15 protein-coding genes and 1 tRNA gene are annotated in these 12,790 nt (G+C 51.4%); 6 read left to right on the forward strand and 10 right to left on the reverse strand.

Annotation, left to right across the window (positions count from 1 at the left end; genetic code table 11):
* Positions 1 to 14: 14 nt before the first annotated feature.
* A tRNA-Met gene (locus NQ490_RS08775) sits at positions 15 to 90 on the forward strand.
* Positions 91 to 151: 61 nt separating this feature from the next.
* Here NQ490_RS08775 and NQ490_RS08780 read toward each other — a convergent pair.
* Both NQ490_RS08780 and NQ490_RS08785 read right to left on the reverse strand, forming a co-directional pair.
* The gene (locus tag NQ490_RS08780) at positions 152 to 1,336 is read right to left on the reverse strand and encodes an IS3 family transposase (RefSeq protein ID WP_007048223.1); all 1,185 of its coding nucleotides are present in this window, start codon (positions 1,334 to 1,336) and stop codon (positions 152 to 154) included.
* Positions 1,320 to 1,970, reverse strand: a complete 651-nt coding sequence (locus tag NQ490_RS08785) for an IS3 family transposase (protein WP_040918480.1) — start codon at positions 1,968 to 1,970, stop codon at positions 1,320 to 1,322. Before NQ490_RS08785 ends, NQ490_RS08780 begins: the two co-directional genes overlap by 17 nt.
* A 185-nt stretch (positions 1,971 to 2,155) precedes the next feature.
* Here NQ490_RS08785 and NQ490_RS08790 point away from each other — a divergent pair, with 185 nt between their 5' ends.
* Positions 2,156 to 2,908 (forward strand): hypothetical protein, encoded by a 753-nt coding sequence (locus NQ490_RS08790; protein WP_007048221.1) that lies wholly within the window; start codon positions 2,156 to 2,158, stop codon positions 2,906 to 2,908.
* Positions 2,909 to 2,921: 13 nt separating this feature from the next.
* On the forward strand, positions 2,922 to 4,688 hold the full coding sequence (locus tag NQ490_RS08795; RefSeq protein ID WP_147644615.1) for a hypothetical protein: 1,767 nt from the start codon (positions 2,922 to 2,924) through the stop codon (positions 4,686 to 4,688).
* Positions 4,689 to 4,773: 85 nt separating this feature from the next.
* Here the strand turns inward: NQ490_RS08795 and NQ490_RS08800 are convergent, their stop codons facing one another.
* Entirely contained in the window at positions 4,774 to 4,989 is a 216-nt protein-coding gene (locus tag NQ490_RS08800; RefSeq protein WP_147644614.1) for a hypothetical protein, read from the reverse strand.
* A gap of 591 nt (positions 4,990 to 5,580) precedes the next feature.
* Between NQ490_RS08800 and NQ490_RS08805 the strand changes: the two genes are divergently transcribed.
* Positions 5,581 to 6,249: a lysoplasmalogenase family protein gene (locus NQ490_RS08805; protein WP_147644613.1), complete on the forward strand. Its 669-nt coding sequence runs from the start codon at positions 5,581 to 5,583 to the stop codon at positions 6,247 to 6,249.
* Between the two features lie 82 nt (positions 6,250 to 6,331).
* Here the strand turns inward: NQ490_RS08805 and NQ490_RS08810 are convergent, their stop codons facing one another.
* Entirely contained in the window at positions 6,332 to 7,009 is a 678-nt protein-coding gene (locus NQ490_RS08810; RefSeq protein ID WP_050764741.1) for a helix-turn-helix domain-containing protein, read from the reverse strand.
* A gap of 52 nt (positions 7,010 to 7,061) precedes the next feature.
* Here NQ490_RS08810 and NQ490_RS08815 point away from each other — a divergent pair, with 52 nt between their 5' ends.
* Positions 7,062 to 7,403, forward strand: a complete 342-nt coding sequence (locus tag NQ490_RS08815) for a hypothetical protein (RefSeq protein ID WP_187118489.1) — start codon at positions 7,062 to 7,064, stop codon at positions 7,401 to 7,403.
* A 203-nt stretch (positions 7,404 to 7,606) separates the two neighbouring features.
* Here NQ490_RS08815 and NQ490_RS08820 read toward each other — a convergent pair whose 3' ends face one another.
* The 4 genes from NQ490_RS08820 to NQ490_RS08835 all read right to left on the reverse strand — a co-directional run bounded on the left by NQ490_RS08820 (position 7,607) and on the right by NQ490_RS08835 (position 10,736).
* Complete coding sequence (locus NQ490_RS08820) at positions 7,607 to 8,131, reverse strand: hypothetical protein (protein WP_007048214.1); 525 nt, start codon at positions 8,129 to 8,131, stop codon at positions 7,607 to 7,609.
* Between the two features lie 162 nt (positions 8,132 to 8,293).
* On the reverse strand, positions 8,294 to 8,755 hold the full coding sequence (locus NQ490_RS08825; protein ID WP_007048212.1) for a putative ABC transporter permease: 462 nt from the start codon (positions 8,753 to 8,755) through the stop codon (positions 8,294 to 8,296).
* A gap of 383 nt (positions 8,756 to 9,138) precedes the next feature.
* The gene (locus NQ490_RS08830) at positions 9,139 to 9,945 is read right to left on the reverse strand and encodes a hypothetical protein (RefSeq protein WP_007048210.1); all 807 of its coding nucleotides are present in this window, start codon (positions 9,943 to 9,945) and stop codon (positions 9,139 to 9,141) included.
* 146 nt (positions 9,946 to 10,091) lie between these two features.
* Complete coding sequence (locus NQ490_RS08835; protein WP_007048209.1) at positions 10,092 to 10,736, reverse strand: hypothetical protein; 645 nt, start codon at positions 10,734 to 10,736, stop codon at positions 10,092 to 10,094.
* Between the two features lie 337 nt (positions 10,737 to 11,073).
* On the opposite strand from NQ490_RS08835, the gene NQ490_RS08840 reads away from it, so the two are divergent.
* Positions 11,074 to 11,895 (forward strand): hypothetical protein, encoded by an 822-nt coding sequence (locus NQ490_RS08840; protein WP_007048207.1) that lies wholly within the window; start codon positions 11,074 to 11,076, stop codon positions 11,893 to 11,895.
* A 113-nt stretch (positions 11,896 to 12,008) separates the two neighbouring features.
* Here NQ490_RS08840 and NQ490_RS15495 read toward each other — a convergent pair whose 3' ends face one another.
* Both NQ490_RS15495 and NQ490_RS08845 read right to left on the reverse strand, forming a co-directional pair.
* Positions 12,009 to 12,230: a DUF7336 domain-containing protein gene (locus tag NQ490_RS15495; RefSeq protein WP_007048205.1), complete on the reverse strand. Its 222-nt coding sequence runs from the start codon at positions 12,228 to 12,230 to the stop codon at positions 12,009 to 12,011.
* 114 nt (positions 12,231 to 12,344) lie between these two features.
* The gene (locus tag NQ490_RS08845) at positions 12,345 to 12,746 is read right to left on the reverse strand and encodes a hypothetical protein (RefSeq protein WP_007048204.1); all 402 of its coding nucleotides are present in this window, start codon (positions 12,744 to 12,746) and stop codon (positions 12,345 to 12,347) included.
* Positions 12,747 to 12,790 lie beyond the last annotated feature (44 nt).

A 12,790-nucleotide genomic window follows, 5' to 3' on the forward strand; every position in this document is an offset into this window, starting at 1 on the left:
GGGCGCCTGAATATCGCGGGGTAGAGCAGATGGTAGCTCGTCGGGCTCATAACCCGGAGGTCGCAGGTTCAAGTCCTGTCCCCGCAACCACTGATCCGTAGTTGGATTTTAAGAGTTTTCACTCTATAAACCAACTACGGATTTTGTAGTTTTATAGGTTGTCGGCAGGAAGCAGGCGGTCAGTCAATGTACTGGCCGCCTGTTTCGTTTTATATAGCTGTTCCATCTCCTCCGGTGTTCGGTATCCCAACCGGCTGTGGGGGCGCTGCCGGTTGTAAAAGAGCAGGTACTGCTGCACGGAATCCAACAGTGCGCCGATACTTTTATAGCAATACCGGTGGTATTCTTCTTTCTTCAGGCTGGCAAAAAAAGATTCCATGACGGCGTTGTCATAGGGAACGCCGGGCGTCGAAAAGGACTGCCGGACACTGAACTCCTCCAGCAATTCCCGGAAGTAATCCGAGGTGTATTGCCGGCCCTGGTCGCTGTGAAAGAGCAGCCCGCGAGGCCGTCCTCTCCGGAGAAAGGCGGTCTCAAAGGTCCGGGCCACCAGGGCGGTGTCATTCTGGCAGGAGGCCCTGGCTGCCAGGACTTTGCGGGAAAATAAGTCCAGCACAACGCACAGGTAGAGCTTGCCGCCGGCATAGTGCAGCTCGGTGATGTCGCTGACCCAGGCCTTGTTCGGGGCCTCCGGATTGAACTGGCGGTCCAGCAGGTTGAGATGGCAGAAGCGGCGCTGGGCCGCCGCCGCAGACATACGGGCAGAAGTAGTTCCTTTGTCTGCCTTCCATTCCTGCAGGAAGGAAAGAACCTTCCGCTTGCTGATGGAGATGCCCTGGTCCAGCAGTTTCTGCCGGATTGCCTCGGAGGAAATCCGCTTGCCGGAGCGCAGGTAAATCTTTTCCACCAGCGGGCGCAGCACTTCGTCCCGCTGCTGGTTCTGGGTTTTGGCGGGACGCCGCTGGGTGCGGTAGTAGAAGTTGGATTTGCGGATGCCGAAAAGCCGGCAGGTCAGGTTGGGACCGTAGACGGGAATCCAGCGGCAAGCAGCCTGAAAGCGGGTGAACTCCGGCAGAGCCTGCTGCACGATGGTGCGCACTGCCTCCAGTTCCGCGATGGTTTGCCGGTGCTGCTCCCGCAGCGCACGGAGTTCTTCCTGCAGCCGCAGCAGGTCCTGGTTGTCGGGACAGGACAGCTGGGCGTCGAAAGCACGGAACCATGCGCGCAAGGGCTTGTCGGTGATGCCGGTTTCATCCTGCAGCTGCGTCAGTGTCCGGCCCCGCCGGTGCCGGACGTAGAGCTGCCACTTCTGGGCATCGTCATAGAATTTCGACATGGCTGCCCTCAGCCACGAAAGGAACCTCCGGCTGCCGGGGCAGATACTCGGTCTGCAGCGGTTCACAGCTGATCAGCCCCATGGCGTCCATCATCTGCCGGATGCGCTTTTTGCCTAAGCGGATGCCTTTTCGCCGCAGCTTCTGGCGGATCTGCTCCGCACCGAACCGCCCGCCGCTTTCCAAAAAGATGCGCTGTACCTCTTTCCGGTACAGCGCTTGTTGTTTGGCTCGCTCAGAGGGCGTGGCAGATTCCTTCCGGTAACGGAAGAAGGCGCTGGGACTGAGCTCGAACACTTTGTAAATGTAGGGGACCTGGTCGGCGTATTTGCGCGCAAAGAGAGAACGGTCCCGGATGGGGATGATGCGCAGGATGCCGCTCTCATGCAGGATCTGCAGATCTCGCTGGGCCTCCTCCAGTTCCCGGCGGAGCGCCTGGGTGGTCAGCAGAAGAGTTCCGGCGTCCTCCAGAGGCAAATCCTTCAGTGTTTGCCCGGAAAGCTTTTCCCGCCAGCGGCGTTGCCACAGGTAGATGGTCGGCAAGGGAACGTGGCAGGTTTCACTGATCTGCCGGCAGGCGTACCCTTGCAGGAAGAGCTGATAAGCCTCCTGATGTACGGTTTCAGAATATCGCATGTTGCTATAAACCTCCTTTTTTTTGACATGCAGGAGAGAGTATAGCACATTTTTGTTGGCAAAACCAACAAAATCAATCTGATTATGATTGTTTTGAATATATTTTATTAACCTAGCCCCGTTATAATGTTGAAGTGATTCTTAGAAGCTGCTATAATTTATTCCGATCTAGGAGGTGTTTACTTGTGAGAGATCATTTTCGAGGAACGAGAAAAGAAATCCAGACATTTTTGAAAAATGCCTATAATATACAAGAAGATAGAGTTGAGGATGCAACTCAATTGTTAATTGTATTATCGCTGCTTACTAACCGCGCAGATGGAAGCTATTCTACGGCAGAAGTGACCCTGACAGGACAAAATGCCGATAAGGGCAGTGCAGAGAACGATGATGATACGGAATTGGAATGTGACAAACCAGCACAAATGCACATACCTTTTACAAGGTATGACATTAATATGACTTCATGCCTTGAGGATTTTTTTAAAAAGGTGCCACAAATTGTCGTTAAGTATGTGATTCTTGTTTTGCTGAAGTCTGACGCCGATATGTCTGATAAGATATTGATAGACTTTAGTGTGTGGCTATCTTCATTAACAAAATTCTTGGAAAGAATAGATGATGCAGAATGCTGCGTTTATACAAGAGCGGGAATGGTTACAAAATTTAGCCATAAGGCCCAATTTAAGGTTGCTGATATTGCTTCCGAATATGGGCAGTGTGGTACGCTTGGATCTACAAGCAAGGTTTGTGATTGCTATAATAGTATTAGTCATATGCATGATGGTTTGTATATAAATTGGCAATGCCCTCATTATACTAACCCACAGGATAATTGTTGTACATTGACAAATAGAAAGGTAGAGCAAATTCTCGATGGGCTCGTCGATAAAGGGGTTTTAAAATATGAATATGGATATTACTCGTTTGTAATGTAGGTGATAAGACTATATGAATCGAGAAAATGAAATCATAAATTTTAATGGAAAAAATACTATATCGTTGTTATGTGATCGGGATGCATCAGATGCTGATGGAGATAGCATAATACTTATGCTTTTGGATTACATATACCTAGTGTTATATCCTGATGAATATTATAGTATTTGTGATGACATGTTTTTTAGTCAGGATAAAAGCGAGCCATTACTAGGTGAAAAACTTTTTTACGAAAAATTTGCGGAACGACTAAAAGAGATATTAATTAAAAACCCTTGCTTTCCTCGTAAATTTACAGCGGTGATAGATACATACTATGTTGATTATGTATATAGAGATATATACTATCATCATTTTTCAAGTAAGCATTTAAATATGCGCCGTACACCATTGCGAATTTTCTTTTTTGAAGGAGATTGTGTAAAAGAAGTAAAAAATTACTGCGAGGAAAAACTTAGAAAAAAGTGGATTGGATTGACTGTTATACAGCCAAACAAGGTCCTAGGTAGGACACTTTTTAATCCTAAATATTTTTTGCCGAATGGGACCGCTGTAAGGACTGCACCGTATGAGTTTTTGCTAAATGGTATGAAATTGAGCGTCAATGCTTTTCAATACATGATGCAAGATGAAGAAGCAACGACTTGTGCGGAGGTTTCTTTATTGAATCTTTTAGATTACTATGCTACCGAATATAAAGAATATAATATAACATTGCCTGCTGATATTGAAAGGGAAGAAAGATTCACTTCAATCCGAGCTTATCCGTCTGGTGGAATGAACGCGCGGGATATTCTTCATGCAATGGTCAAAAAGGGATTTGCGCCACAGCAATATAAAACTAATACGCTAGGACAAACTATCATCAAGAGATATATGTATTACTATGTGGAGTCGGCGGTTCCTTTTATTGCTATATTAGATGGGAATGAAAATCAAGCCACTCACGCATTAGTTTGTGTTGGACATACTCAGATTATGAAAGAGGATCTGCTAGAAGCATCATGTAGAAAATTTATTGATTTAGATAAAAATACATATTGTTGGCTAGTAGATACTGCAGATGCTTGTAAGGGTATTGTTACAATGGATGACAACCGTATGCCCTATGCGATTTTAGGTTTCCAGACAGAAGAGTCTAAAAGTATTGGCACTACGGTGACAAAGTTTGATTCAGAGACACAACGAGTAACGCCGTATAAACGTATAAATGTTCTGTGCGTGCCGCTGTACAAGCGGGTTTTTTTAGATGCAATTCAAGCAGAAGAGATATTTTCGTCGTTATTGCTAAGTGAATGGGGAATATATAATGTTGCATCCCGTGTTGCAGATACAGTTCTGCAGAAGAAAATCATGGATAAGATTCCAGGTAAAAGTCAAGACCAACCATTAATTAGAAGAATATTTTTGGCATCATCTAGAACATATAGTAAAGAACGACTCAAGGCATTTACAGAAGCAATTAAAAATGCTGTGAATAGTGGAACAAGGAAAAGCCTTAGAGCGATTCGCGAGTTCTATTCGAACACAGCAATGCCAAGATTTGTTTGGGTATGCGAATTATACTCGATTGAAGGATATTTCAGAAATCAAATCGTAGGGGAAATTTTATTGGATGCGACTGCGGAAAACGGATTGAATAGCCTTTTGCTCATTCATTATCCACATCTGCTGGCAAGGAGGCAACCAGACGAATCTATAAATGCATTGTCGAATTTTAATGTCTTTATGGATTGGACGGGGTATAGAGGCTTTGGTGGAAATTTGCGAGAAGTATGAACGTAATATTCTCATGGAAAAAAGTAAGCCCGTGCATAAGCACGGGCTTACTGATTATAAACAAAACAAAATAGAAACGATATTATTATCTTTCCCCTTTAAATGTAACAGCTTTAGCAGGAGAAATAATCTGATTATCGCTATCACCTAACTGCTTAGAAACCCTGAAAGAAATCTCATCGTTCAAAGAACGGATATAACGAGCAGTAATAGGAATAGATACAATATGAGCAGTGGAGCGCCCTTTTTTCGAGGACCTTAGCATTTCCTTTAAATCAGACCGTTTCGAGGTTTGATACATATAAAGCCCTCATTTCTATTTATAAAAACTAACTATACTGTTCTAGTATATGCGCTACACTCGCATTTGTCAAGAACTTTTGAAAAATATTTTTGAGGGTACTGGTACGACTGGAATTTTGGTTGCCCCCAAAACTGCCCCCAAAACGGAAAATAACGATTGACACACAGGGGGACAATGTAGTTTGATTTACACAAAATAGACCTTGCGTTATGGGACGATTGCCTACCAAATGGCACAAAATATCATAAATAACGATATATCGTAAAATTCTCATAACCCGGAGGTCGCAGGTTCAAGTCCTGTCCCCGCAACCACCAAGCCGGTTAACCGAATGGTTGACCGGCTTTTTCGTTGTGTTCTTCGGGCTATGAGCCCGGCGGGCGTGCTTGCAGGGCAGAAAGTCCGACTGCCGTCCGCGATAGAAGCAGGGCGGTTTTTCTGGCACAGCAGTCCCCATCGGCAGGGCCTGAGGCCGGGGCCTCGCAGGGGTTCCAAAGGCGCTGCCGGATTTTTGGGCAGGGCACAAATTGACGGCCAGGCGTTTTTTGTCTATACTGAAGGGGAAGCAATGCAAAGGGGGCGCGGCCTGTGAGCATACCGTATATCGTGGGAATGGGCGCGGTCTACACCGCCGCCATGGGTCTGCTGATGCGGCGGCTGCGCCTGCCGGGGCGTGGCTATCTGCCCGAAAAAGTACTGTGCAGCCTCTGCTTTGTGGTCGTGGCGGCGGTGTGCGCCGCCCTGGGCAGCCGTCCCGAGGCTTTTTGGCATTTACTGCCGGCGCTGCTGTGTTGTGTGGTGGGGGATGTGGTGCTGGCGCTCTACAACCACCTGCGCCGTCCGGGGCTGTTTCTGGCGGGACTGGGGGCCTTTCTGGCTGGACACGCCCTGTTTGTGTGGGGCCTGTGCCGGCTGCAGCCCATGGGCTGGCCGGTGCCGCTGGCCGCGGTGCTGGGGGCCGTCGGCGTGGCGGTGCTGTCCAACCTGCCGGGCATGCAGACCGGGCGGATGCGCCCCTGGGTGGTGCTTTACGCGGCCTTTGTCTCGGCGCTGCTGGGCAAGGGACTGCAGCTGGCCTTTGGCGTGGGCCAGACTTGGTGCTTTCTGGTGCTGGCAGGGGCGGCGCTGTTCTGGATTTCCGATCTGCTGATCCTGTTTTTGTATTTTTACCCTTCCAGGCATCCCGCCGTGCACGTGGCCAATCTTTTGACCTACTACTATGCCATGTTTCTGATTGCCGTCAGTCTCGCGTTCTGAGAACGGGGGTACTCTAGTAAGATAAACAAACAGGCCGGACAACCATTCGGTTGACCGGCCTGTTCGTTTGCCTGTGACGGCATCAGCGGTTCAGGGCCAGGAACAGGAACCCGCCGGATACAAAGAGGGGGCCCAGCCGTAACAGTTCATGGTCTCGCGTGAACAGGGGGATAAACCAATACTGCACGAGAAACTGCACGGGTTTCAAGTCATAGAGAAAAGCGGGCCACAGGCCCAGATAGAGGGTCAGCCATACAAGATAGTAACACAGGCCCACAAGTCCCAGCGCCAGCAGTACACGGCGTACCGGTATGCTGCGGACCCGGATGTCCACCCAGAGGGAGGCCAGGGACGGAATCAGACAGCCCAGCCCCAGAACCCCCAGGGGCGGCACGGCCAGAAAATAGGCCATACCGGGATAGGGAATGAGGGTCTGGGCCGCCTGACGGGCCAGATAGGGTTTCAGGGTTACCTCCATAACCAGCCAGGCGATCACCACCACAGCAGAGAGCACCGTGCACACCCGATACCGCCGCTGGTAACGGGCGAAGGGGGCCTGCACCGCCCCGGGGCCGTAGAGCAGCTCCTGGACATCGGCGCCCAGCGCCTCCGCCAGGGCGACCAGTGTCTCAGCGTCCAGACGGTTCTTCTCGGTCTCCCAGGCGGACACCGCCTGCCGGGTCACGTGGAGCCGCTCCGCCAAATCTTCCTGGGTCATTCCAGCGCGCTGGCGCAGCCGCTTGCAATTCCGTCCGATCATACTGCTTCGCCTCCCGTGTTTTCTGATTCCATCATACCAGGAGGGAACGTATTTGTCACGCAATGTTCCGTTGCGGGCCGCTTTTTGCACTATGTTACACAAAAAATACCGCCCGCGGAATCTTTCCGATTCCAGTGAGCGGCAGATTGATCTAAGATTCCGGTTTGGGGTATTGTCCATAAGCATTTTTCCAGGGTTCGGCTGTTTTCAGGAAGGTGGCATAATCATGGCTGCGGATAAACTCCAACGCCTGTCTGTACTTGGAGTATTTGTAGCCGGGATGATGCATAAAGGCCTGAATGATTTCGCAGGCGTCATAGTCTGTGCAATCGGCGCAGGTAACATGACCTTTGGTCAGACAACATCTTTTCATTTTGCATTTTGCGCGGCTTAAGTCCCGGGATCCATCCAGATATCCCGGCTTGCAACCCCTGCAGTTTTTTTGGAATTCACGGCAGGTCTTGCAGTATGCGCCGCGGCAGCCGATTTTCTCTGTGTCATTCATAGGTCTGCGTTTCTTTCCTCAGATATTCATGGGATCGCGGATGCTTCCTTTGCTGCATAAAACGGCGTTTCATCACGGAACGGTCTGTGAGCTTATCGGAGTTTTTCCGCTTTTTTTAACGCTTTCTTATATTGGTTCTTGACACCGTTTTCCTGTTCTTTTTCGCACAAACGGGAGATTTGTTCAAACAGAGGCCCTCTTGCGTATTGCGGGATCAAGACGATGCGGGCTAAGGCATAGGCACTTGCCCATCGGATCACCGTTCCCTCGTGTTCTGCATTTTGCAATAATGCGTCTATGGCATGGTCAAGATTCGCCGGAAAAGCAGCCGCCAGGTTTCCAACGATCCGGGAAGATTCCCTTTTGCATGAAGGATCGGAAGACAGAATATATCTTTCTGACAGATTCAGATAATCTTCTTCCAGGGAGAACTCTTTGGAACGGCTGACCTCTTCCAAGGCTTCCAGTAAAAGGGAAATGTTTTTTTCGGGCAAAAACGAGCAGGCCGCGGATATTGCAGAAAAATCAAAACTCCCGTTGATGATCCCCTCGATGAGGGCCTTCCGCTTTTCCAGGCGCTTGATGGATTTGTCGTCGATGATTTGCTGAATTGTCATAGCTGGTTCTCCCGTAATTCAAACTATACAGAAACTGAGATCGCTGTCGTTGAAGGTTTTTATGGTGCGGCAGTCACCATCTTCATCCCGGATCGGATACAACGCATCGGTGCCGAGCAATTTTACTCTATTATAGTAGGTTGGTTGTGAGGTCGTCAAATGCTATGACGCGGAGTATTCTGGATTCGGAACACATCGGTTGCCTTTATCCGCAAAAATCCAGAGCACTTTCATAAGCAGGTCCTGCCGGAATGTTCTTCCCATGCTGCCTCGTGTCTCTGCCGTGGGATTCTTACGGCGGTGGCGAGGCTGCCGCTGCGCCGCGGAGGACGCGGGTACGGAATAGCTGCGAAGGACGGTGCCGGTGGTGTACTCAAGGAGCGTTGCCACAGCCATGCCGGAGAAAAAGACGAGTGCCGGGTTCTGTGCCACGGGGAGAGTGAATACGAGGACCGACAGGGCGCCGAAGCCATAGATGGGCAGCAGCGGCCCGTTGAGGAACCCGCGGTTCACCCAGCGGTGCTTCCGCGCGGAGACGTAGAACGACTCCCAGACCCATCCCAGGAACGAATAGAGATAGTAAAACAGCGCCCACTGTGCGGGGACATAGCCGGTCCAAGGCATAGCGATCCTTCTTTCTGTGTGAAATGCGCAATGGTTATGCGCTCTTTTTTGGGGGGAAATCCGGTGCACCGCAGCCCGTGCAGGCCGCACGGGGTGTGGTGCCGGATGTGTTTGGTCGGGAAGGGCGGCGGGCCGCGCCTTCCTTGTTCTGTACGCTTATCGTACCATTTGCGCGCTGCAAAAGCGGTACTCCAGACAACGGAATTCCCGGTTCAGAAAATTTTTGCCGGCGGAAGTGCTGCAGGTTCGGAGCACCCTTGCGGCCTGTAGCCGGAATTCATCGGGATTGTCCGCAAGCTGTGCCAGGAATAAGAAAAAATTGCGGTGGAATTCCTTGCAAAGAATTCCACCGCAGTTTGTTTGTTCGCCCTGTAAGGGCATCTTTATTTCCGCTTTTCCAGATAGCGCTGGTTGTAGGTGAAGATGGCCCGGCCATAGGCATACAGCGTCCACAGCATGGCGCCGTAGCTGCACCACAACAGCAACTGAAGCGCAGAGAGAATGACCTGATCCTCCCCGGTTGGTCCCTGGTAAATCCGGTACACCAGGTGTCCGGTGGCGGCGAGGACAGCCGCGGCCACGGCAACGGTTATGGCCAGATAGCCGGGCGGCTCTTTCCAGAAGCGGATCCTGAAAAACAGACAGGTGAGCATGGTCAGCAGGATGACTGCCAGTACAAACAGGCCCTGCACAAAGGCAGCGCTGCGCTCCTGCTGTGTGCCGAAGGATACCGTCAGAAGATGCCATTCTTCCTGCGGGGGACGCCGCCAGGCGATGACGTAGATGTCGCTGTCCCCGGCGGGCTTTACCAAAAAACGCAGCTCATCGCCGCTTTGCAGTTCGCCGCGCTTTATATTGCGGATACCGAACCACTGCGGGGCCCCATCCACCAGAATGGCCGCCTGCTGGGGATCAGGCTTGCGGTATTCCACCCACTCCTGGAACACACCGCTTTGTTCCTGCCAGGTGCCGCTCCATGCAGCGGGAAAACCTTCCCATACTTCTGTGATGGATAAGATGGAGATAAGCGTTCCCAGGGACAAGGCGGCGGTCACCAGGAAAACCGCCTTGTCCGTCTGCAGCTGGGTGCCGGTATGCAGCAATTGTTCCCGGCAGAGCGTCAAAGCACCGAGGGGAAAAGCAAAAAACACGATCAGAGCGCAGAAAAGTGAAAAGAACAGCGATGTCATGGTGCATTCCCTTTCTCAGTTCTACATACTCATCTTTGCCCAGGCGATCATTGACGGCAGAAAAGGGCATCCCCATCTCTGTAACGGCGGCATCGTTCGCCAGATGGTGGCGGGCATCCAATGGCCCCGAGTGATCGCCCCGAAGTTTATTTTTCCTCAATCAGCGGATGCCCATAACGATAGGCTTTGATGAGCTTCTCCCGATACCGTTTACTGATACGGGCTCTTATCATTTTCCGTGCTTCTGCCCTTGCATACTGTTTGTAAGGACTTTCGTGCAGCAGAGCGAGATGCCCGTGCAGGGCTTCGTCCGCCGCCCGGGTGTTCCCTTGTGCCAGCAGACAGCTCATCACCATGGCGAGTTCCGGCACGTTCAGATACCAGGTATCCAGCAGGTAGGGGATCTGCGCCCGGGCAGCTTCCCTGTCGCCGGACAAAAAGGTTAATACAAATTTATCCACCGCATACCATGGGTCAGTAACAGCCTGTATTTTTTTCACTTCCTGCCCCAAGCGCGGCGACCCGGCGGCCTGCAGCGCAAACAGGCCCAGGATCAGGGCCTCCGTCTTTTCTTCTCCGCACCCCTGTGTTTCTGCCCGTCGGGCCCACAGACAGGCCGATGGGTATCTGCCTGCCTGGTAATACAGCAGTGCTGCATTATAGGCGGGGGCAAACGACGGCTTCAGCAGGAAATCCTTTTTGTAGCGCAGCGCGGCATGCAGGCTCCTCCCGTGCAGCAGTTCTTTTGCGGCCCGGCGGATGGCCGGGCAAAAACTTTTGTTTTCCATCATGGATTCCTTCGTGACGACAAAGCAATTGGTAATGCGGGCGCGGCGTGGGCCGGCTGTGCCGCGGGTTTGCGGTTTATCCGACAACCGCAGCTTGCAGGAAACACCACATTACTTGTATTGTACACGCCGGTGGGCTATCGTATCAAGGGAAAAGCTGCCCGGTCGCCATTTTTTACAACCGCATACCTGCCAAAAATATCATGGCGTTTTTGGGCAACCTGCTGCTTGCCTGCGTTGCCCCCGAACGGGTACACTATAGAGGGAGCCGAAGCCGACCCCCGGCGGAGGCAAAACGGTTCCGCTGTTTGATGCAAGCCCGGGAAAAAGGAGGTTGTCTATGCTTACACTCAGGCCGCTTTGCCAGGAAGGAATTGAGTATGTGGAAGAGCAGCTTCTTCTGCGCGGGTTTGATCAGCGCGGCAAGCTGTTTATCCGGCGCAGCGGGCCCATCGTGGCGACGGTCTATCCGTGCTGGGTGTGCGGCGAGCTGGAAGATTACCTCATAGGAACGCAGCCGATATGGTTTTGCCCTGACAAAATCGATTGGCTGCGCGATGGCGACGGCACAAGATGGGCAACCATTGTCGGGCGCATGGCAATGGGGACCACTCCTTCCCCCACGCCGGAAAGTCCGTTCCGCCCGGTGACCAGAATTCCCTACCCGTTTCTGGAACACTATTTGCGAAGATTCACACCGGAAGGTTTGCGCCGCCGTTTCGGGGTGGATGCGAAGGACTTCTGCTGGGAAGATATCCAGGAAGTTCTGGACTGTACCCTTTTGGCACCTTTGGATTATCGTGCAACCTATGAAGGGGAAAAAGCCCACAAAGAATTTGTAAGGGAAACCACGCATAGATTTGTAGCCCGCAATTTCTATATGTATGAGAAAAACCTGCCGGATTTGCAGGCGGATGTAAAGATGGAGCAGAAATTCCGGAATGAATGCCTGCAGCAATACGGGTTTTATCTGGATACGCATGAAAATAAGTACCAGCAAGCCCTGCAGATTCTCGGGTCCGCAGAATCCGGCGACTGGGGCCCCGCCGAACAATTCCTGGCCGAAAAAAGCGCCGGGGCACTGGCCCTGCTCAAGCGCTACCACGTGGAGGACAAAGGCCCCTATCCGGCGGCCTATGCCCGGCGGCGCTATGATGAATAGAAACGGAAAACAAGAAAAGCTTTGCCCTGCGGCAACGCTTTTGCTTTTTGTACGAAACGGAATACTTGCTGCGATTTTTACTTATTGTAGAAAACACTCTGGCGCCCTCCCGTTCAGGGAATGGTGAAAAATCCTTCTGTCCAGTACCGCTCATCCAGGAGGTATTTGTCAAGGTGGAAGTCCTGGGAATGTTCACAAAACCCCGGAAGTGTTCGGTACATTTCTATTGCCTGTTGTGCCTTATCTTCCGAGGAGAACACACCCAACAGTTTTGTCTCATCGCATCCGTTCTGTAACGCATAGCTGTGTTGTAGTACGTAGACTTCCTGCCTCATACTTCTTTTTCCCCCCTTGCATTGCTGTCAGGGAAGACGAACCATCCGCCCCATGCTAGCGGTCCGGCGCTGCGGAAACAGTCCTCAGCGCCAGGATGCTCTGACCGATCGGCGCTATGAGATACAGGAAATGGTCACAGTGGGCTCCCTTAAGGATAAGACATCAACGATATCATTGGCGGTTACAAACGCCAGATGGAGGATCTCATCGACTGTTGTGCTGCCGAAGCTTTCCCGGGAAAACCAGCTTGCATAATCGGATTCGGAAACCTTGTAGGCCAGCCAGCCCCGGAAAAAGTGCTTGCCGTGATCGGCCAATACGGTATCAACGGTTTTCCATCGGTCACCTTCGTCACAGCTGCGGAAAGACAGCAGCTGCTCACGATACACAAGGGTCACCTCGGTTTTCCGGCCAAGGAAAACGAGGGTAAGCCCCTCCCAGTCCTGCACCAGACTCTTCAATTCGTAGTCGTCTGCCACCAATTCTGGGCTGTTCCATCTTTCCCATCTTTCCATTGAAATCACGCCTCCCGGTGGAATTTTCGTCGTCGGTCTGCGGG

Source organism: Subdoligranulum variabile, from assembly GCF_025152575.1.
Taxonomy (GTDB): Bacteria; Bacillota; Clostridia; order Oscillospirales; family Ruminococcaceae; genus Gemmiger; species Gemmiger variabilis.

Coding starts and splice junctions, on each gene's coding strand:
- NQ490_RS08780 (WP_007048223.1), bottom strand. CDS start 1,336: ATGTCGAAATTCTATGACGATGCCCAGAAGTGGCAGCTCTACGTCCGG.
- NQ490_RS08785 (WP_040918480.1), bottom strand. CDS start 1,970: ATGCGATATTCTGAAACCGTACATCAGGAGGCTTATCAGCTCTTCCTG.
- NQ490_RS08795 (WP_147644615.1), top strand. CDS start 2,922: ATGAATCGAGAAAATGAAATCATAAATTTTAATGGAAAAAATACTATA.
- NQ490_RS08800 (WP_147644614.1), bottom strand. CDS start 4,989: ATGTATCAAACCTCGAAACGGTCTGATTTAAAGGAAATGCTAAGGTCC.
- NQ490_RS08810 (WP_050764741.1), bottom strand. CDS start 7,009: ATGATCGGACGGAATTGCAAGCGGCTGCGCCAGCGCGCTGGAATGACC.
- NQ490_RS08820 (WP_007048214.1), bottom strand. CDS start 8,131: ATGACAATTCAGCAAATCATCGACGACAAATCCATCAAGCGCCTGGAA.
- NQ490_RS08825 (WP_007048212.1), bottom strand. CDS start 8,755: ATGCCTTGGACCGGCTATGTCCCCGCACAGTGGGCGCTGTTTTACTAT.
- NQ490_RS08830 (WP_007048210.1), bottom strand. CDS start 9,945: ATGACATCGCTGTTCTTTTCACTTTTCTGCGCTCTGATCGTGTTTTTT.
- NQ490_RS08835 (WP_007048209.1), bottom strand. CDS start 10,736: ATGATGGAAAACAAAAGTTTTTGCCCGGCCATCCGCCGGGCCGCAAAA.
- NQ490_RS08840 (WP_007048207.1), top strand. CDS start 11,074: ATGCTTACACTCAGGCCGCTTTGCCAGGAAGGAATTGAGTATGTGGAA.
- NQ490_RS15495 (WP_007048205.1), bottom strand. CDS start 12,230: ATGAGGCAGGAAGTCTACGTACTACAACACAGCTATGCGTTACAGAAC.
- NQ490_RS08845 (WP_007048204.1), bottom strand. CDS start 12,746: ATGGAAAGATGGGAAAGATGGAACAGCCCAGAATTGGTGGCAGACGAC.